General features: G+C 34.0%; 17 protein-coding genes. 5 read left to right on the plus strand and 12 right to left on the minus strand.

The features are described 5' to 3' along the window. Positions 1-43: 43 nt before the first annotated feature. Both alaS and A5880_RS02020 read right to left on the minus strand, forming a co-directional pair. The gene (alaS, locus tag A5880_RS02015) at positions 44-2683 is read right to left on the minus strand and encodes an alanine--tRNA ligase (protein ID WP_086331548.1); all 2640 of its coding nucleotides are present in this window, start codon (positions 2681-2683) and stop codon (positions 44-46) included. Between the two features lie 37 nt (positions 2684-2720). Continuing rightward, on the minus strand, positions 2721-3287 hold the full coding sequence (locus A5880_RS02020; protein ID WP_086331549.1) for a hypothetical protein: 567 nt from the start codon (positions 3285-3287) through the stop codon (positions 2721-2723). Between the two features lie 569 nt (positions 3288-3856). Here A5880_RS02020 and A5880_RS02025 point away from each other — a divergent pair. Then, a complete protein-coding gene (locus A5880_RS02025) occupies positions 3857-4723 on the plus strand; it encodes a hypothetical protein (RefSeq protein ID WP_143353666.1) in 867 nt (288 codons plus the stop codon). A gap of 80 nt (positions 4724-4803) precedes the next feature. On the opposite strand, the gene A5880_RS02030 is transcribed toward A5880_RS02025, so the two are convergent. Then, the gene (locus A5880_RS02030) at positions 4804-5913 is read right to left on the minus strand and encodes a DUF7278 family profilin-like fold-containing protein (protein WP_086331551.1); all 1110 of its coding nucleotides are present in this window, start codon (positions 5911-5913) and stop codon (positions 4804-4806) included. Positions 5914-6006: 93 nt separating this feature from the next. On the opposite strand from A5880_RS02030, the gene A5880_RS02035 reads away from it, so the two are divergent. Beyond that, positions 6007-6447, plus strand: a complete 441-nt coding sequence (locus A5880_RS02035) for a GNAT family N-acetyltransferase (protein WP_086331552.1) — start codon at positions 6007-6009, stop codon at positions 6445-6447. A gap of 125 nt (positions 6448-6572) precedes the next feature. Here A5880_RS02035 and A5880_RS02040 read toward each other — a convergent pair whose 3' ends face one another. The 7 genes from A5880_RS02040 to A5880_RS02070 form a co-directional block, all read right to left on the minus strand. Next, a complete protein-coding gene (locus A5880_RS02040; protein ID WP_086331553.1) occupies positions 6573-8882 on the minus strand; it encodes an ABC transporter permease in 2310 nt (769 codons plus the stop codon). Next, a complete protein-coding gene (locus A5880_RS02045; protein ID WP_086331554.1) occupies positions 8876-9580 on the minus strand; it encodes an ABC transporter ATP-binding protein in 705 nt (234 codons plus the stop codon). Before A5880_RS02045 ends, A5880_RS02040 begins: the two co-directional genes overlap by 7 nt. 259 nt (positions 9581-9839) lie before the next feature. Further along, entirely contained in the window at positions 9840-11396 is a 1557-nt protein-coding gene (locus A5880_RS02050; protein WP_336576934.1) for a non-ribosomal peptide synthetase, read from the minus strand. Next, the gene (locus A5880_RS02055) at positions 11393-13444 is read right to left on the minus strand and encodes a condensation domain-containing protein (RefSeq protein WP_336576935.1); all 2052 of its coding nucleotides are present in this window, start codon (positions 13442-13444) and stop codon (positions 11393-11395) included. The genes A5880_RS02050 and A5880_RS02055 overlap by 4 nt, the downstream gene beginning before the upstream one ends. Continuing rightward, positions 13392-13925, minus strand: coding sequence for a 4'-phosphopantetheinyl transferase family protein (locus A5880_RS02060; RefSeq protein WP_336576936.1), 534 nt, complete (start codon positions 13923-13925; stop codon positions 13392-13394). Before A5880_RS02060 ends, A5880_RS02055 begins: the two co-directional genes overlap by 53 nt. A gap of 309 nt (positions 13926-14234) precedes the next feature. Next, positions 14235-15587 (minus strand): DEAD/DEAH box helicase, encoded by a 1353-nt coding sequence (locus A5880_RS02065; RefSeq protein ID WP_086331555.1) that lies wholly within the window; start codon positions 15585-15587, stop codon positions 14235-14237. A 66-nt stretch (positions 15588-15653) separates the two neighbouring features. After that, positions 15654-16829, minus strand: a complete 1176-nt coding sequence (locus tag A5880_RS02070) for a VanZ family protein (RefSeq protein WP_086331556.1) — start codon at positions 16827-16829, stop codon at positions 15654-15656. A 184-nt stretch (positions 16830-17013) separates the two neighbouring features. Here A5880_RS02070 and A5880_RS02075 point away from each other — a divergent pair, with 184 nt between their 5' ends. From A5880_RS02075 to A5880_RS02085, 3 genes are all read left to right on the plus strand, one after another. Further along, positions 17014-17337: a hypothetical protein gene (locus A5880_RS02075; protein ID WP_086331557.1), complete on the plus strand. Its 324-nt coding sequence runs from the start codon at positions 17014-17016 to the stop codon at positions 17335-17337. An 840-nt stretch (positions 17338-18177) separates the two neighbouring features. Then, a complete protein-coding gene (locus A5880_RS02080; protein WP_086331558.1) occupies positions 18178-18456 on the plus strand; it encodes a hypothetical protein in 279 nt (92 codons plus the stop codon). Between the two features lie 153 nt (positions 18457-18609). Next, on the plus strand, positions 18610-18708 hold the full coding sequence (locus A5880_RS02085) for a putative holin-like toxin (RefSeq protein ID WP_143353668.1): 99 nt from the start codon (positions 18610-18612) through the stop codon (positions 18706-18708). A gap of 234 nt (positions 18709-18942) precedes the next feature. On the opposite strand, the gene A5880_RS02090 is transcribed toward A5880_RS02085, so the two are convergent. Next, the gene (locus A5880_RS02090; RefSeq protein ID WP_086331559.1) at positions 18943-19287 is read right to left on the minus strand and encodes a zinc ribbon domain-containing protein YjdM; all 345 of its coding nucleotides are present in this window, start codon (positions 19285-19287) and stop codon (positions 18943-18945) included. 93 nt (positions 19288-19380) lie between these two features. Then, a complete protein-coding gene (locus A5880_RS02095) occupies positions 19381-20223 on the minus strand; it encodes a histidine phosphatase family protein (RefSeq protein ID WP_086331560.1) in 843 nt (280 codons plus the stop codon). Between the last annotated feature and the right edge of the window lie 137 nt (positions 20224-20360).

Consider the following 20360-nt stretch of genomic DNA (forward strand, 5'->3'; position numbering starts at 1 on the left):
AAGAGTTTTATCTCAGTCATCTTCTTTTTTTTACTAAGCTAACTTATTTCGCTAACCAATTAGCTACCTCAGCTAATGCATCACTGATTCCTGCAGGATTTTTCCCTCCAGCTTGAGCCATATCCGGACGGCCACCGCCGCCGCCGCCAACTTTTGGTGCGATTGTTTTAATCAAATCACCAGCTTTTAGACCTTTGTCATTGGCTGATTTTGTCATAGCTGCTAATAAGCTGACTTTTTCATCTTGAGCTGTTGCTAAAACGAGCACATCTGATACTTCTTTTTGTTTCCATTGATCTGCTAATTGACGTAATTGATTCATATCTTTTACATTTACTTTAGCAGCAATATATGTTGTGCCATTGATTTCTTTAATGTCTTTGAAAATGTCTCCTGCTTGTTGATTTGCTAATTTTCCAGCAAGTTGTTCATTTTCTTTTTGTAAATCCCGTAATTGTTGTTGTAATTGTTCTGTTTTTGAGACAACTTCTTTCAATTGAGGTGATTTAACAATTCCTGCAATGGCTTTTAGTTGTTTTTCTTCTTCATTCATTAGCTCATATGCTTCTTTACTTGTTACCGCTTCAATTCTTCGCACACCTGCTCCGATTCCTGACTCAGATACGATTTTGAAAATACCGATATCTTCTGTATTCGTCACATGAGTTCCACCACAAAGCTCGATTGAATAACCACCGATATTTACGACGCGGACTTCTTTACCGTATTTTTCACCGAATAAAGCCATTGCCCCCATATTTTTTGCTGTGTCGATATCTGTTTCAACGGTTTCAACAGGAATAGCATCCCAGATTTTTTCATTGACGATTGCTTCCATTTGAACTAATTCTTCTGAAGTTACTTGTCCAAAATGAGTGAAGTCAAAGCGTAAATGTCCTGGAGTTACTAATGAACCAGCTTGGTTCGCATGATCACCTAGAATATCTTTTAAAGCACGGTGCAATAAATGGGTTGCCGTATGATTTTTTAAGATACGGTTGCGCATTTTTTCATCTACATGAAGTTCGTATATTGCGCCTTCAACTAATTTCCCAGTCACTTGAACGGTGTGTAAAAATTGACCATTTGGTGCTTTTAAAACATTCTCTACATGAGCTACAATCGTTCCATCTTGGTCTTTGATCGTTCCGTGATCGGCTACTTGTCCACCCATTTCAGCATAGAATGGTGTTTCAGCAAAGATCAATTGTGCCGTTCCATCAGAAAGTTCGCTAAGAATTTCTTCGTCTTTTAAAATGATTAAAAGTTTGCTTGTTGCTTCTAAATTACTATAGCCGACAAATTTACTTTCAACTTTGATGTCAGTCAATACGGCCGATTGAACACCCATTGATGTTTCTTTACTTCGTGCAGAACGGGCCCGTTCTCTTTGCGCTTCCATTTCTTTTTCAAAACCTGCATGATCGACTTTTAAGCCCGCATCTTCTGCAACTTCTTCTGTTAACTCAACAGGGAAACCATACGTATCGTATAATTTGAAAATGTCTTTACCATTCAGCGTTTCTTCTTTAGCTGCTTTTACTTTTGTAATCAACTCGTTTAGAATATCTAAACCTTCATTGATTGTTTCATGGAAACGTTCTTCTTCTGTACGAACCACTTTTTCGATAAAGTCTTTTTGTTGTAACACTTCTGGGTAATAACTCACCATTACTTTTCCAACAACAGGAACTAATTTGTATAAGAAGGCTTCATTGATACCTAATTTTTTCCCATGCATAACTGCACGACGTAACAAACGACGTAACACATAGCCACGACCTTCATTAGAAGGCAGTGCGCCATCACCGATCGCAAAAGATAACGCACGAATATGGTCAGCAATGACTTTAAAAGAAATATCTGTCTGCGGTGCTTGACCATATGTTACTTGTCCGCTTAATTTTTCTACTGCATGAATGATTGGCATAAATAAATCTGTTTCAAAGTTCGTTGGTGCATTTTGAACAATAGAAACTACACGCTCCAAGCCCATGCCTGTATCAATGTTTTTATGTGGCAATGGCTCATAGGTGTCATCTGCTTGATGATTAAACTCAGAAAAGACTAAGTTCCAAATTTCCAAATAACGTTCATTTTCGCCACCTGGATAATTTTCGGGATCATCTTCTGCTACATCATTGAATGACTCGCCACGATCATAAAAGATTTCTGAATCTGGACCACAAGGACCCGCACCGATATCCCAGAAATTGTCTTCAATATCAATGATATGCTTCATTGATAAACCAACTTCTTCATGCCAAATCCGTTTTGCTTCAGTATCTTTTGGATAGACTGTAACATATAACTTTTCTGGATCAAACGCCATCCATTCAGGAGATGTTAAAAATTCCCACGCCCAGTGAATCGCTTCTTTTTTAAAGTAATCCCCGATCGAGAAATTTCCTAACATTTCAAACATTGTATGGTGACGAGCTGTTTTTCCAACATTTTCAATATCATTCGTACGAATAGACTTTTGAGCATTTGTGATTCTCGGATTTTCTGGCACTACAGAACCATCAAAATATTTTTTCAACGTAGCAACACCTGAATTGATCCATAATAGTGTTGGGTCATTTACTGGAACCAGTGAAGCACTTGGCTCTACTGAATGACCTTTTGATTTGAAAAAGTCTAGATACATTTGGCGAACTTGACTACTTGATAATTGTTTCATTACGTAATTCCTACTTTCAAAAAAATATTTTTTGTGTTTATTCCTTTAAATTAAATTGTTTCATTATTCGATCGGCAGCCTGTTCAGCCGTCAAACTTGTGACATCTAAACGATAATAATACTTTTCCTTAACCTCACCAGGCAAAGAGTTCAATCGATAGTCCTCATGAGCTTGCAACAGTTCTTTTTCAGAGTGACTCGTGTCGCGCTTCGATGGTTTTTGGTTTAAACGATGCTCCGTCTTATTTCTATACAATCGTTCGCTTAAATCAGCTTCCAGTTCAACAAAATAAGGCTCAATTCCTTTTGCAGTAAATAGTTCTTTATACTGATTGAACTCCTCCATATCAGCTTTTGAAGAAAAATCTAAGACAAGCGTAAAAACAAGCCCTTTACTTGACTGTTCTTCCACAAATTTGCTAAAGATCAATTGTCGAAATAACGCAGACAGCTCAAAGGTTGGAGCTGTCCAGCCAAATATTGGCTGTAGCAGTTCTAGCGTCCTATGATTATGCAACATGATTAGATCAAGTTTTTTAGCTACGATCTCACCAATCGTCATTTTCCCAACTGCTTGAGGTCCAAAAATGAAAAATACGTTCAACGAACCGCTCCTTTCTTCCCAAGACCCATGCATAGTGCATTGGGCCACGATTACTATTTCCCTTGCTACATAAATTGTGTGGAACACATAAAAACACCATTGCAGTCAAGGACGAATATTCGCGGTACCACCTTGATTGCAATGATGTTGATCATTACCTCTTAAACCCTATAACGCAGGAGTGCGTTGATATTTCTACCAAATAATGTAAAAGGGAGCAGCTACGTCTTTGTATTATCCTTCTTTCAGCAATGAAGAACTTTCTGTAAATACAAGTCAACGAACTATATCCTTTCGATTCCTTATAAAGTATAAGGAAATTTGACAAAAAAGTCAATGGCGGGGCTTTTTAAATTATTTAAAAAATGACAACATCATTGTATTCATACACGATTAATTTTTTACACTTACTCTTTAACACAAACATTTTTTCACGCTCAATGATTTAAAAAAATATATAAATGTTATTTTATTTTTTCAATTTCACTATTTTTTTTGTAGAAAACGAATATATCACATGGTATACTCATTTAGTTACAACTATTACATTTGGAAATGGGGAGTTAAAAATGAAGAAAAAGGTTTTATTAACGGTTGGGTTAAGTATCTTGCTACTAGCAGGGTGTAACTCTGCAAAAAAGGTGGAAACTAGCAAGTCAAGTGATTCAAAAGTATCAACGAAAATCAGCAGCACAGCAAAAGAAGAGAGCAAAAATGAACCAAAATCAACGGACATCCTTGCAAAAGGGACCTATGTAGTAGGAACGGATATTAATCCAGGCACTTACTTTTTTGTTTTAACAGAATTAAACCACGGAGAGAAAGATACTGATAAAAATGGTTATGTTTCTATAGAGGTTTCTGGGCAAAAATATGCATTTGAAACCTTCAAAGATGTAAATGCCAAAAAAAGATTTAAGCTAGAAGATGGGGACGAAGTTCGTTTTGACGATAACTACTCTCCAAAATCATGGACAGTGAGATTGTTAACTGATTCAGATTTCAAAGCTTACATGGGTGGTGATTCAGCCGAAACTACGAATTCCAGCACCAAAGAATCCACTGCTTCTAGTTCAAAAACAGAGACAAAAACATCAGAAACAGCTGCCACTACAGCCTTTAAACCAACAGATGTTTCTGATGATACAATAAAATCAATAAAAACGTATGAAGATTACCTAAACATGTACCAAGCAATCATCAGTAATTATTTGGCTGATTATGAAAATGCCATCAAAGATACCGTATTATACGACCAAGCGGCTTTTGAAGAGCAAAAGAAACAATACGAAAAGTCATTAGAAGAACAAAAGAAACAATATGGTGATTACGGAAATAAAAAACTTATTGGTAAAGACTCCTTAGTCGAATTTTTGATTAGTTACCGTGATAGCCTTAGCGAAACAACAAACAACTTAAAAAAATCATTACAATAAAGGAAACGGAGAGCGAAAGACAACGAACGATTCGTTTTCTTCCGCTCTCTAAATCTGAAAAACGATTTATTGAAAGTCATTTACTTTTCAATTTTAATCACTTTTCTATAGAGATATTCATTTGGATGTAACGTTTTATCCGCTGAAATTATATGTGATGGATGATGATAGTAAGTTGATAAAGGCAACATCTGCTCAATTAAATGCTCTTTTTCTTCTAACTGTATCGTTAATTTAACGATTGTTCGATGATCTGTTAATTCAAACCGATTTTTTTGTGTATCAATCACCAAACCAAACATATTAGCCCCGTTCATTTTACTTTTAATTTGACGACCAGACTCATTATCCTGTATCAATAATTCGTTGCCCCAGCGAAACAGTCGTCTCGTTCCAGCCCCTACAACATATTCCCATTGATCTTCTGACAACAAATCAAACCCTTGACGTTTTAACGCCAATTTCAACGCTTCATGCGTACATCCACTATGACTGTAAACGAAATAATAATCGGATTCAGGTAAAAACTCTAAATAACATTCATTTTCCACCAATAAGCTTTTAGGAAATGACCAGCTAAAACTTTCCTCTGCAGATAATCCAGGAAATAGATGTTCATTGATACATTTTTCGTAAGGTGTAAATTGCTCAAGCTCTCCTTCAAACATTCCTGTCACCGTATCGAAAACACCTAAAAATTCCGTCCCCGCTGGTAAGGCATATTTTTGAACAAGCATAGCTGGAATAGCAACTTTTCTTAAGGGTGTCGTGTGGGCATTTATGTAAGACGAAACCCCTTCCAATGAAGTTAGATCAAATGGTCTATCTTCTTGTATCCAATCAGAAGTTTGTGAAATGGCGTCATTTGTCAACGTCGTTTTAAACGTATTTTTCTCCAAACTTTCGACATCAAAACTTAATAATTCATGTGCTCTTAATCCCTCTGCGCCTAAATCCCAGCCAAGAATTGCTTCGTTATTCCCTGGAATAAAAACAAATAGTTCGCCGTCTAATTCTAACTCAAATGTACGACATTTTATTCCATAGAGATCAAAAGTAACCAATTCGATCCTGTTGACTTCCATTGTTGGCGGAACAAAATACATAAGCAATTGGCGTAAAAGTACTTCTTTTTCAGAATCATTCAATTTTTTCCAATTCACCCATTCTACTTGTTCAAATAGCTCCACACGATTCCCTCCTCGTACGTTTTAAAAATATCTGTTAAGATTAAGTATACCACTGAATGAATCATTCATTAAGAAAATTATCTGGAGGGCATTATGCATATACATTTTGGCAATGAACGTTGGCAACAAGCCGCAGCGTTGGCTTTACGTTATGAGGTTTTTGTATTGGAACAGAATATTTCATTGCAAGAGGAGTTTGACGCGCTTGATACCGTTGATCGTAATTATTTTGTCGCATACGATGAATCACTTGCAGTTGCTACGATTCGTTATCAGAAAAAAGATGACGTCACTATCCAACCAGATCGTTTTTGCGTCCGTAAAACGTATCGAGGCAAAGGTATTGGCAAAAAAATACTTTCATTATTGGAAGAAAAAGCGCAGGAAGACGGCTGTACATTTAGTAGTTTGTCTGCTGAAAAAACAGCCATATCATTTTATGAATCGTTGAATTATAAGGTGAATTCAGAAGAATATTTAGAAGATGGGATTCTTTGTGTAGAGATGGTAAAACAATTGGCATGTGAATTATAAATTGTGAAAAAAATAAAAAAAGTTGAGATAGGAGTGTTTCTAGTGTTTAAGAAACAGCTTTCTATCTCAACTCTCAATTATCTAATAAGCAATACTTATTGAAATATACAAGAATTAAAACTACTTTATTCAACACTTTTAAGCGCTTCAGTCATTTTAATCTTATTGATTTTTTTGTTAGAAAGATAATTCACAATAATGATTAGAATAACTGTAAAAATAATCGTAATCAGATAACTCTGTCGATCAATAACTGGTCTGAAATAAAGTTCATCGCCCATTCCTGCATTAGAAAAGATTTTTTCATGTATTTTAATCCCAAAAGGTATCCCTATAATGATACCGCAAAGAGATAAAATAATGTTTTCAGTTGAAAGAATCTTTTTAAGTTCAGAAAATCTAAAACCTAGAACAGATAAAGTCGCCATATCACGTTCTCTATCTGAAAAATTCAACGTACCTAGATTGTATAAAACAACAATCAACAACAGACTAGCAGACACTATCAATAAAATAGACATCGAAAGGGTACTTCCCATGCTAGCTAAAAAGTCACTTTCTTGTTTTTTTGTTAAGACAATTTTTTTCATTTCATCATTTGAGAATGTTGCTTTTAGGCTTTTACCCAAAAAACTTGTCGGCACAAATTCTTGATTCACTTTCTCCCATGCAGATTTTGTTAAGTAGAAGCCTTGTCCTATACTTAACTCTGCAATATCAGTCACCTTTAGCTTGACCAAATCCCCCGCAGCATTTCTAAACTGAATATTGTCTCCTTTTTTCAAAGAAAAAATTTCTGCTGTTTTCTTTGTAATTAGTAAACGCTCCTCTGCTAATTTTACTTGTTTATCCTTGTCATAAAATTTGATATACGAACTATTATCCTCTATAACGTGAATCAACCCACTCTTATTTTTACTATCGGATAGAATAAAGTATGGTCGTTCTTCAAGTCCTTCTACTTCTTTATTATTCCGAGTTTTATCATACAGTTCGCTTGAATCCACGTCGCTTGCTACATAGGCCTTTTCTTCGTATAAGTAAGATTTCTCGTAAACCGAACTAGCCACGTGATTGATCGTGTCTCTAATTCCCAAAGCAGATAACAAAAGACTTGTACATCCAACCACGCCAATAATCGTCATTGACATTCTAATTTTACTTCTAAACATCTGCCGCAACGTTAACTTTTGAGACGTTCTTAGCCCATTCCAAAAAGGCTTGATTCTTTCCAACAAAATATTATAACCTTTGGTGGTGCTTTTTTCTCTTAAAAGAGAAGCTGGTGACTCTTTCTCAACGTTATAAAAAACAATCAACGTGGCAACGCATGTGCTAAACACGGATAATGCAGTAATTATCGCCACTTGGTAGCCATTAATGACAATTTCAGGATGATCAAAAATAAATAACTCATTAAAAAATCGCCAGATATAATTAGGAATAACCTTCCAACCAATAAAAACACCGAAAAGCACGCCAATAATACTCACCCATATACCATAAAATAAATAATGCGTAATTATTTTGAAACTGCTATAACCTAATGCTTTCATCGTTCCAATGATCCCTCGTTCCTTATTGATTAGACGATACATTGTTGTAAAGCTCATTAGGATAACAATCGCAAAAAAGATAATTGGAAACAAGTTGCCTATTGATTGATATTGTTGCACCTTTTGACTAGTAGCTAAATCATTCAATGTCTCTTTAGACTCGAGAATACTAATAATTTCCTGTTCGTATTTCTCTTCAATTTCCTTTTTGACTGTTTCGATTTTTTTTCCTTCTGCTACTTTTATGACGAGTTTATTCGTCATTACACTATTTTGTGTAAAATATTCCGTGTCTTTTTTATTCATGTAGATAAAACCGTAATCCTTGTGATTTGGTACCACGGTCGTTGAGTCTGGCGTAATATAAATATAAGAAGAACTTACAGCCAATCCACTGATCGTAACCTCTTTTTCAAGTGAATTTATTTGAATCGTGAGTCTGTCGCCAACGTTTATATGATTTGCTTCAGCAAAACTTTTATCAATAACAACTGTATTCTGTTTGTCTAAATCTTTTCCTTTAACAATTGTATACTGATTGAGTTTAGCTTCTTGATCAACCCCGTTAATTAGGACTTCTTTACCGTCACTACCTGTAATTGCCCCTTCTATTAGAAATTGTTCTTCGAGCTGCTTAATGTTTTCTGACTCACTAAGCTCTGAAAAATCTTTGTTGGTTGGATTGATCAATACTTCAATATCCGCTTTATTTTCTTTACGATAATTCGTTTCAACATAATCATTTAAGCTTCTCCAAGTACTATCGATTCCTATATAAATCGCTACGCCTAAAATCAACATCAATGCAATTGATAGAAGTTGGATGCTGTTCTTTTTAAAACTACGAAGAAACATTTTTTTCAAAGGAGAAATTACCATACTAATTCCTCCACATCTGAAGGACTTTCCTGCGTATAACTATCTGCAATTTTCCCATTATGCATTTTAATGACTTTGTCCGCAATTTTAGTGAACTCTGCATTATGGGTGACAATAATTACTGTTTTATTCATTTTTTTAGATGTGTCTATTAAAAGTTTGATGATCGTTTTACCTGTCTCTGAATCTAAGGCGCCCGTTGGTTCGTCACACAGTAGCATTTTAGGATTTTTCGCAAGTGCTCTGGCAATAGAGACACGTTGTTGTTCGCCGCCTGATAGCTGACTCGGAAAATTCCCTGCTCGCTGATCAAGCCCTACGCTAGATAATACCTCACGAGAATCAAGCGGCTCTTTACAAACTTCCGCAGCTAACTCAATATTTTCCAAAGCAGATAAATTAGGGACTAAGTTGTAAAATTGAAAAACAAACCCAACATCATTCCTACGATATTCTGTTAGTTCTTCTTTTTTTAGTGAAGAGATTTCTTTATTGTCGATCACGATTGTACCGGAACTTGTTTTTTCCATTCCGCCTAATAGATTTAAAAGGGTTGTTTTTCCAGCGCCACTTGCACCGACGATTACGACAAACTCCCCTTCATTGATCGTGAAGTTTACTTGGTTCACAGCGTTTACCGTGACTTCTCCACTTACTTGGTATTTTTTGCTGACCTCTTTAAAATTGATGTATGTCATTGTTTTTCCTCCTTTTTTCTAAATGTCCGATTCATAGCTTCTGCTAATAGTTTGACATTTTCTCCTTCAAAGATAGTAGTATGATCCCCAGAGATATGATTTTCATTCCAGTTGCCGTTGATATGTTTCTTCCACTGTATATAATTAGGGATTTTTTCATCTTTAGCTCCAAAATAGAAAATATCTTTAAGAACACTTGTTGAATCTTCATATAAATGTCTTGCAGTCTCAAAACTTCTAAATAAATTGATATAATAAATTAGCTCTCGTGGACTACTTTCACCAAAAAGGGAATTAACCTTGCTAACTCATTAGGTACAATTTTTAACAATTTTGGCATCAAGTCTAGTCTCTTTTCTAATAAAAGAATAATTTGTTCCCAAAGCTCATCTGTATTTACAGCATTCTCTACTTTATAATCAAATGTTTCATAAATAAATTGTTGTTCATTTTTCAACTGAAATTCGAATTTTTGTATTTTATTTTCAACTGGAGGCATCGTATTGATCATAAAAAGATTGTTTACTTTTGAATTTACCTTAGATATTTCATACGCTATTGTTCCTCCAATACACCAACCACCTAAATAATCAATAGATTCGAAATTTTCTAAATATTCATTGTATTCTTTAGCTAATTCTGTAAAGTCAATTATTCTAGGAGCAGATTTTTTAATATCCTTTTTGAATCTAATTGCGAATACATTATATTTTGAATCAATATTCTTAGCTAATTCATTATATATTCCTATTTCTCCAGATCCAGCATGGATAAATACAATACTTTTTTCACTTGTTCCCTTTTTTAATTGCGTCAAAAATTGATTTATCTTAAAATTGTTATCTTCTTGTTTTATTTTTTCAAGATAACGAGCTTGATCGCTTAATGAAAAATGATTCAATAGTTCTTCAATTGTAATATCTACATTATACTTTTTGTTAATTTTATAAAGCAATTCAGGTAATTTAATTGAGTCACCACCTATTTCGAAGAATGTTGCACTTTTAGTTAGTATAGCGTTACTTTCTTCTAGATCAATTACTTGTGTCCATAAGTCGAAAAGTTCAAGTTCTTTTTCAGTAAACTTCTGACTAGCTTTTTGTTCCATTTCTTTTAATTTTTTAAGATTGATTTTCCCATTACTTGTTAATGGTAGTGTATTTAAATAAGTAAATGAACTAGGTATCATATATGTTGGCAAAACTTTTCTTAGTTCGCTCCTGAACAATTCATGGCTTAGTTCATCCATAGTATTCGTAGTATAGAAGGCACTTAAATACTTTTTCCCATTCTGATTTTCTTTAACGACAACCTTAGCCTCGCTTATATCCTTGATAGAAGATAGGCTATGTTCTATCTCAATTAGGTCGATTCTATATCCATTAACCTTCAACTCTGATTCCATTCTACCTAATATATTGACATATCCTTTATCTGTTAAATAGCCTTTATCACCGGTTCTATAAATTGGACCTAATTGTGCATGTTCATAGAAAACGCCATGATTTTGATTTTTCAACAAATATCCATTTGCTAGTCCTTCACCTGTAATTATCAATTCACCACTCACATTGCTATTAACCAAGCAATCATTTCGATCTAAAACATAATAATTTTGATTACTTAAAGGATATCCATAGGGAACTCTTCTGTCAGAGAAATCGTTGAGCGGATAATAAATTGACCAGATAGAGGCTTCAGTTGCACCACCTAAACTAAAAATATTTAACTCTTCATTTAGAAACGTTCCTTTGATTTGATAAACTAGATCTGCTGGAATAAAATCGCCACTCATTAATATATTTCTAATATTCATAATTTTACAATCAAAATTGATAAGAGTGTTTGCATCAAACCAGGTGTTGAATTCCAAAAAGTTGCTTGTAAAATTTTTTCTTTAAATGGAAACAAGTTTGATGGATTTGGGCATAATATAGTTTCACATCCAGAAAGTAACGGAGTTAATAGGTCAAACACTGACAGATCAAAGGACAAGTCTGAAACATTAAAAAGAACATCTTCTTGATTTATTCCCGTTCTTACTATAATATCATCGATGGTGTTAAGTACTGGTCTCTCAGAAATTGATATTCCTTTTGGTTCTCCAGTTGTTCCAGAAGTAAAGATAACATAAAGTTCATCGTGTGGAATCTCTTGATATTCATTTTCTAACCTTAAACTAGGTTCAGCTCTGAAGACTCGTTCTCCTTTTATCAGAAGCTGAATATTGCTCGTTTTTAAAAGTTTTCTATATCTATTTTCAGGCATATCTTCTGAAATAAAGCAAAAAGAATCTGAAGTTTTGATTACCGCCAGCATTTGAACTGTGCTTTTAATAGACTTGTTACCAACTATTCCTATCCTAATTTTTTTCAAATCGTATCGCTGCTTTTCTCTATCTATCACTTCAGCTAAATCATCACTTTTTCTGTCTAATTCATTAAAAGTTATTGAATCATCTACTTCAGAAAAAGCTATTTTTTTAGGAAATTCTTTTTTTACGGTTTTAAGCGCTGACAATATACTTTGCGTACTTTTTTTAATAATTGATTGCCTTGAATTATACTTAGAATACTTTTGTTCAATCAACTGATTGAGTTCTTTTAAAGTACTTCTTACATCAATTTCTTCGTCCAAAAGAAAGCCATCAATACTGTGAATAAAGAACTGGAACATTTCATCTATCTGTTTGATTTCAAAAATCTCTTTTAAGTAGTCCCAACTAATATTTAAGCTTCCATTCACTATTTTCATTTGACAATCCAGATACACTTGAGGTGTTTCCGAAATCCAATAGTCTATTTCACCTAATTCATCAAATTTATCAAAATCAAATAGCATAGAAGTAAATACATACGGCATTAAAGGTTGACGTCCATGCTTCTTTAGTTCTCTTAAAACTTCAATTCCTTCAAAAGAAGATCGTCTGAAACTTGAAAAGATATTTCTATGGATGTTTATCGTATTCTCTAAAATCGTTTTATTCACATCAACATTAGTTGGAACTAATACTGTACTAGTAAAATCACCTATAACCGATAAATATTTTTCTCCTCTTGGTCTTTTAAATGTAGTAACATTGATTGTAAATTCTTTATTTTCAGACCATTGTTGCAGAGCTGTACTATAAAGAGTTAAAAAGAGCGAATTTAATGATATTTTTCTTTTCTCAGCAATCTCTTTTAATTTTGAAAGCTTCTCTGCTGTATAAATATATTCTTTTCTAGCAAATTTACTGTGACTCGCTTTCTCTTCCTTCACTAATAAATTTGGGGCATCTGGCAAGGTTTCTATCTTTTGTTTCCAATATTCTCTATCTTTCTCATACCTTGCAGACTTTTTTGAATTTAAGTATGAGTCATTTATTTCTAAAAGCAGGTCAGACACATCTGTTAATTTTACTCGATCATTTTTCACTGTCTTTTTTATATCATCAAACAACTGAAATAAACTTAGACCATCAGCTATTAATAAATCTATACTTATAAAAATCAAATAATTACCAGGTTCCTCTGCATTTTCAACAGCTTCAAAAGTATACAATGGAAAGTCACTCGATTGATATAATTTATGTGATAATCGTTCTCTTGTTCTCTCTCTAAAACTCTTCATTTCATCATTAGTTTTTGAGCTAACGATTATTTCATAATTAAAGTTATTGATAATTTCAAATGTTTCCATATTTTTTACTTTTGCTCTCAACATCGGTTGTACTTGTATTACTTTGTTTAATGCATCCTGAAATTCCTGAATATCGCCTTTATACTTAACTTCCAAATACATATGAGTACCAGTCTTTGCATCAAAAGATTCATTTCTCCCTAAAAGATACGCTTTTTGAACTTCTGTCATTTCTATTTCCATTTTTATTTTCTCCCTTAAAATGATTACAAATATACGCAACAACATAATTATTTTGCTCGATTATCTTCACCGTTACATGATTCTTATTTTTATAAGATACTTTGTAACGATTGAGTTCATCCTGTTCGATACTAATTTCTTTAAAATCAATATACAACCCTTCTCCAAAATACTTTGAATATACTTCTTTAATTACCCAAATTTTAAAAAAATTTTCTTGTTGAACTTTTGAATAACTAATGCAGTCGTTATTGTTATACATGAATGATGTATAAATATCCATCTGTTCCTGAGTTAGTGACTTTTTTATTTCAATATCAATAGCAACTGGATTCATAGATGAAATTATAACCACAGCATATTCTCCCGAATAAGATTTTGAAAAATATTTGGGATTTTTATCGTTTAACAATTGATTTAAGTACTTGCTCTGATTTGACTTACTTGTACTTTTTTTCACTAAATATATTTCACTTATCATTTTCCATTTCCTTCATCTCCTTTTCCACGAACGATTAATTGTTAATGTGTTCACGTGTTCATATGTTCATTGTACTAAAAATTATACATTTAATCAATATTATTTTAAAAAAATTCGGATATATGAATTGAGGTTATGTAAGTTAGACTTTTATCATAAGTCATTGTTTTAATGATATTGTTTTAATGATATTGTTTTTCTGAGGATTATGAAGAGAATTTAGAAGGTTTGAAAGTATGTTAATTCTAGGTAAAAGGAATTAAAAAAAACGCTTGGACAAAATTCCAAACGTTCTCTAACCATCTATTTTTATTTATAACTATTCTTCTTAGCTTTTTTCGCCGTCCGTGTTTGCTGACGACGTTCAACTTTACGTTTTTGTTTATTGCTAGCTGAAATGGCCCATTCGATTTTCTTTTTGTAGCCTGGTTTGATTTTTTTCTTTTTCTTTTTCACCAAACCTATTAATGTTGGATCTTCCAATGCATCCTTGCTTTTCTCACGTTTCGTCCGACGGTTACGATCATAGGTGTCTATAATTTCACCGTCTTTAATTTCTTTTGGATGGAATTCGATTCCTAATTGTTCAACCTCTGCAATAGCTTCTTCATCTGCAGGTGAATAAAGTGTAATTGCTGTACCGTCTAAACCATTTCTTCCAGTTCTACCTACACGGTGAATAAAGAAATCTAAATCACTTGGCACTTCCGCATTAATCACATGAGAAACACCCTCAATATCAATTCCTCTTGCCGCAAGGTCTGTTGCTACCACGTATTGGAATTCAAGCTCTTGAACTTGACGCATCACACGTTTACGTTCTCTTGGAGAAATATCTCCGTGGATTTTTGCGACTTTTAATCCTTGATCTTTTAAGTAATCAGTAATCTCGTCCACGCGTTGTTTCGTGTTAGCAAATATAATTACTAGATACGGATGCCCAATCGTTAATAAGTGATAAATCAGACGATTTTTGTCTTTTCCTTTCGTGGAAATCAACCAATTGTCGATCGTTTCTGAGATAATATTTTTTGGCTGGATATGTTCAACCACTGGATTTTCCATGTATTTTTTCAAGAAAGGTTTTAGTTTTTCTGGAATAGTTGCAGAGAAAACCAACATTTGCAGTTTATTTGGCAAACGTCCAGCAATCTGATCCACCTCTTCTAAAAAGCCCATGTCCAAAGTCATATCCGCTTCGTCAACAACAAAGGCAAATGCCGTATGCGCTTTTAACGCCTGCTCGTTCATCAAATCTAAAATCCGACCAGGAGTTCCAATCACCACATGAGGCTGCTGATTTTTTAATTTAGCGATTTGACGTTGTTTATCTGTACCACCGACAAAGTTTGTCACACGCATTTCCGGCTGACTGAATTTTGCGATTTGGATCGCCTCTTGATAAATTTGATTCGCTAATTCTCGACTAGGTGCCGTAATCAGAATTTGTACTTCATCCAATTGAGGATTTACTTTATTCATCAATGGTAATAAAAATGTATGCGTCTTTCCACTTCCTGTTTGGGATTGACCGATGACACTTTTGCCTTTTTTAATGACAGGAATCAATTTTTCTTGTACTTCTGTTGGTTGTTCAAACCCTTTATCTGCTAATGCTTCCATGATAAAATCGTTGAATTGAAATTGTTTAAATGAACTCATTTACCTCACCTCTTTCAAACTTGTTGTGTAAGTCCTCATGCATTATACCATAAAAACCGCAAATCCTTATTGATTTTCTTCATTTTTCTTCTCTTTTATCGTGCTGATTGTATATGTGCGACTTGCTTTTTCATAAAATAAACGACGATTCTTTCTGATTAATACATACAGGATATTGATACAAAATAGTAGCAATAACAAAGAACAGAATAAAAACAACATAAAACTTACCAGCTGTAACATACGATTGTTAGAATTTAGCAAATCGGCAGAACTGGTCATATATAAACTAATTAGTCCATAAACAACATACAAATAGCCATAGCGAATAACCAAGGCTCTAAATCGGATTTTTCCCCGACCTTCTTCAACTACTCGAATACGAACAATTTTTTTCCCAAGCGTTTCTCCATTGGTAAGTTTTGGCAGGAACATAAAAACAACAACGACCATAATGAAAAAACAGAAACGCTCTTCAAGTCCAGAAGATCCCGCAAACCATTGTTTGTACGCTGGAATTGCATTCAGAAGAAATAGCACTATTGTTTGAACGATCGAAATCACAAACCAATCGATTAAAAAAGCAACAAAGCGCCTGAATAAGCTGACTGACTGACCTTTTTTATAAGCCGCCTCATCCAATTCATCTCTAGTCGGAAATAAAAAGGTCAACATCGGCGTTATCGTATACCCTACAATTCCCCCAAAAGTATTATTAATTAAGTCATTTACATCTGCTAATCGATACGGTCTCGGATAAATAAAATACAGCCCACTCAACTGTGTTAATTCAAAAAACAGAGACAAAAGAAAACTAGCCAAAACCACTTTTTTAAATGAACATTTGTAATAATAACGTAGATACACCCCAAAAGGGACTAACAACAAAATATTGAATACAGGTTCCAACACAACTCCTTGCCTTAACGCAGGAACAAACGTGCTTGGATCATGTATATTCAACACAGTGTCTTGTAAAAAACGACTGACAAAGTAAAAGGGACGCAATTCTAAATATTGACTGGTGTATTGCGCAACCTCAGCTTTCGGTGGTAATGGTAAAATAACTAAAAAATAAGCACATAGTAAATAGAATACAAATGAATACACTATCAGTGCTCTTGTGAATAAAAAGGTTCCGTATTTCCGGTATTCACGAATAACAAGTACAAATGAAATCGCAAATGCTAAAAAAGGAAAAACGATTATTGCTGTTTTGATTGGTGCAGCATATGCTGACATCTAACCACACTCCTTCTTATTTAGTGTAGTAGAAAACAAAATTTTTGTCATTTTTAATAACTAGAGCTTTAACAAAAAATATATTTTGCAAATTGAAAAAGTTGCAGTATGATTGATTCATGGAGCTACACAACAGTTGTTTTACAGCTCTAGACAACCAATTTTTCCATACGGAGGTCTTTTTATGTTAAATCCATATTTTGCTTTTGGAGTCCCTGTTTTTTTACTTTTTTTATATGTCGTATTTGCTATTATCCGAAACAAAAGCAAACTGCATTACATCGGATTTGTTCTTTTATTGATTGCAGCCTTTATGATGGCGTTTAGCTTTCAGGTTTTGCAAGGCTTATGGACTTTAGAGGTTAGTCATTCTATCGAGCAACTAAATAAGCTAAGTTACTCACCAGAATTATTGTGGATTCCACTGATTTTAGGTGGTGTGTTAGCTGTTCTCAATCTTTGGCGCGGAGTGAAAAGAGTGCAATCTTTTCGGGAAGATTCTCATTAAACACATAAAACGATGGCGAGAAGACTGGTCTTCCTTCCATCGTTTTTAGTGATAAAAAATAGCGATTCTTGGAGGTATCTTCTGCTGTTTGGACACTAAGAAAGCTGAAATCTACGAAAATTTCCTAACATTTAAACAGTCTTTATTTATTACGCATTATTTGCATTTTCCCACGAAAATAAAGTTCAAAAAATTTCTTCTGTTCCCGTTGAGCTGGCGTATTCAATTCGGTATACTTAAATCGTAGAATAGAAATGAAACGAAGGAAACTTCTCCTAGTTTAAATGATAATTAAATAATCATTGGCACTTTTTCAATGGACCGCCAATCCAATGAAAAAGAACATTGTAATGACAGCACACACTGCCGGAACAACTTGCCAATAGTGCGAGAAACAAACTCGCTTGTTTTGTTGTATCTGACTTCTTTTTAGATACAAAAGACAGGTTTATTTGTTGGACTATTGTCAACGGTATTGGTGGAAACTGATATCGTTTTTTTCTATTCTGCTACTTTTACACGGGAGGTGAATCGTTTACACGTTGTACAAGCATAAAACAGAAAAAAATAGGCACTTTATCAATCGGCGCCAACCGAGTGATAAAGCCCTGCATAGACAGCACACACTATCTATACAAGTTGCCCATTGCTAGTTCCGAAGTTCTAGCTTCTTTATTGTACCGAATTTTTGTCTGAATTTCTAGACATGATTGTTATTTTTCGGTCGTTTAGCTAAACTTCTCTCGCATTGGAAACGATATTGGTAGTTGTACACTGCTTGTATCGTTTTTTTTGTATCATTTCACACATTATTTTAAACGAAAGAAAGGAAGATTTTTTATGGAAAAACCAGTTAAATGTATTAAAGCAATTCCTTATCAGGATATTTTAGATTTAAAAGAGGTCTTAGAAAGACTGCATTCTTGGGAAAAACCGTTGTTATTATTGAATGATTTTTTCAGTGACCAAAATATACCTGTGAACAAAAAGAAAATCATTCGTGAATATTATGCTTATGGGAAAATTTATCACAGCTATTTTAAGGAAATGGAAAACATGCTGCAAATTTTAGATAAGCAGATTTGTGTCCTTACTGAGAAACAGTCGATTTCTATATAAAAAAATACTGACAAAAAGAACGAAATAAACATGCGTTCTTACTGTTTATTATGATACAATAAAAGAACAGAGAAGTTATGACGGTGGCTACTTCTGAAAGGTGGTGGTGCTTATGAATGTAAGTGCTGAAATCTTTAGAGAGGAGAATGCCTTTTGTCCGCATTGGAAACAATTCAGCTGATTTTAAGCTTTGGTATGTTTACCATCGCTTTAATCAAACTGATTGTGGAATTGCTTAAAGACAAAAAATAACCGTCAGCTTTAGCAGGGCAACGGTTATTCTAAAAAAATAATCTAATCTAGTTATCGTCTTAAACGGCTCTGTCGAAGAGGATATGTTAGCTCATGTCCTCTTTACGAATTCATTGTAACATAAAACAAAGTAAGTTTATAGGGGAATCTTCCTGATTGGTTCAAATAAAAAAACAAGTGCTAGAGATGAATCCCTAACACTCGATAATGATAAACAGCTTGAATATTTATCCTTTAATTTTTCTTCACAAACTCAGATTTAAGTTTCATCGGACCAAATCCTTCAACCTTACAATCAATATTATGTCCATCAGCAGCATCCACAACTAAACGAATACCTTTAACTTTCGTTCCTTGTTTGATCGCACCACTAGCACCTTTGACTTTTAAATCTTTGATAACCGTTACGTTATCCCCATCAGCCAAAACATTTCCATTTGAATCTTTGATAACAGCCGTTGTATCTTCTGCTGCTGCTTCTGGTGACCATTCGTGTCCACATTCTGGACAAATAATCATGCCGCGATCCTCATAAGTGTATGTTGAGCCACATTCTGGGCAACTTGGTAGATTTTCCATTTACATTCTCCTTTAAACTATTGTCAATTCATTCTATCGTACTTCTACTTGAAAGGAAAGACCCATTTAATCGTGAATGTTTGGAAAAATCATTTATTTGCTTTCTTTTCCTTTTTCTACATAAGAAAGATCATTGACGCTATCTACTGTATATTTACCATCTTTATACGTTACTTTTGATACGCTAGCATTTTTCAACCCGCCATCTGGTAAGTCTGCATTTGCATCCAATTCACCTAATAGCGTAATAATACTCATGCCATGAGAAACAACTAAAACGTTCTTTGCCCCTTCTTTTTCAGCATCTTTAACAAGATCATCTAGTCCAGCAGTTAAGCGAGCAACAATCGTTTTACTATCTTCTGCCGGCCAGTTTACACCTTCTTCAACATTTTTCTTATCTAACTCAGATAACACATCCGCAAAGCTGATAATTCCTTTATAAAACCCAACTTCTTTCATCCATTCATTATATTCTTCAAAAGTCTTGCCTTGTTCTTTGGCAACAGCTGTTAACATTTCTTCATTCATCAAACCTTCATATGTGCCAAAATTATATTCTCTAAGACGTTTGTCTTTTGTCATTTCTTTAATCATTTTTTCTTGTCCGTTATTTTTTAATACTAATTCAGCTGTTTCAATCGCTCGACCACTGTCACTGGTAACAACTTTATCAAATGTAACATCTGACAACCCTTTACCTAAATGCTCAGCCACTTCAACACCTGCTGGAGTTAGCGGTGCATCAATCCATCCTTGAGATCGATCAACAGTGTTTAACATTGTTTTCCCATGACGAGCAAGATAAATGACAACTTCCGTATTTTCTTTCTCCTTTGTATCTGCTTTTTTCTCTTCCTTAGCCGTTCCATTACTACAACCGGCTAATACCATTGACAACAACGCTACACCAACAAAAATTTTTTTCAATTTCATAACTTTCTCTCCTTCGTTCTATTTCTTTTTTGGGTTAAACAATGAACAGACACTCCTTTTTTGTGTTTTAAAAAAAGAAAAAACCCAACTATACCAAATAGAATTACTTGGCACAATTAGGTTTAGCTTGTATTAAA

It is taken from the genome of Enterococcus sp. 4G2_DIV0659, from assembly GCF_002140715.2.
In the GTDB taxonomy this organism is placed as follows: Bacteria; Bacillota; Bacilli; order Lactobacillales; family Enterococcaceae; genus Enterococcus_L; species Enterococcus_L mansonii.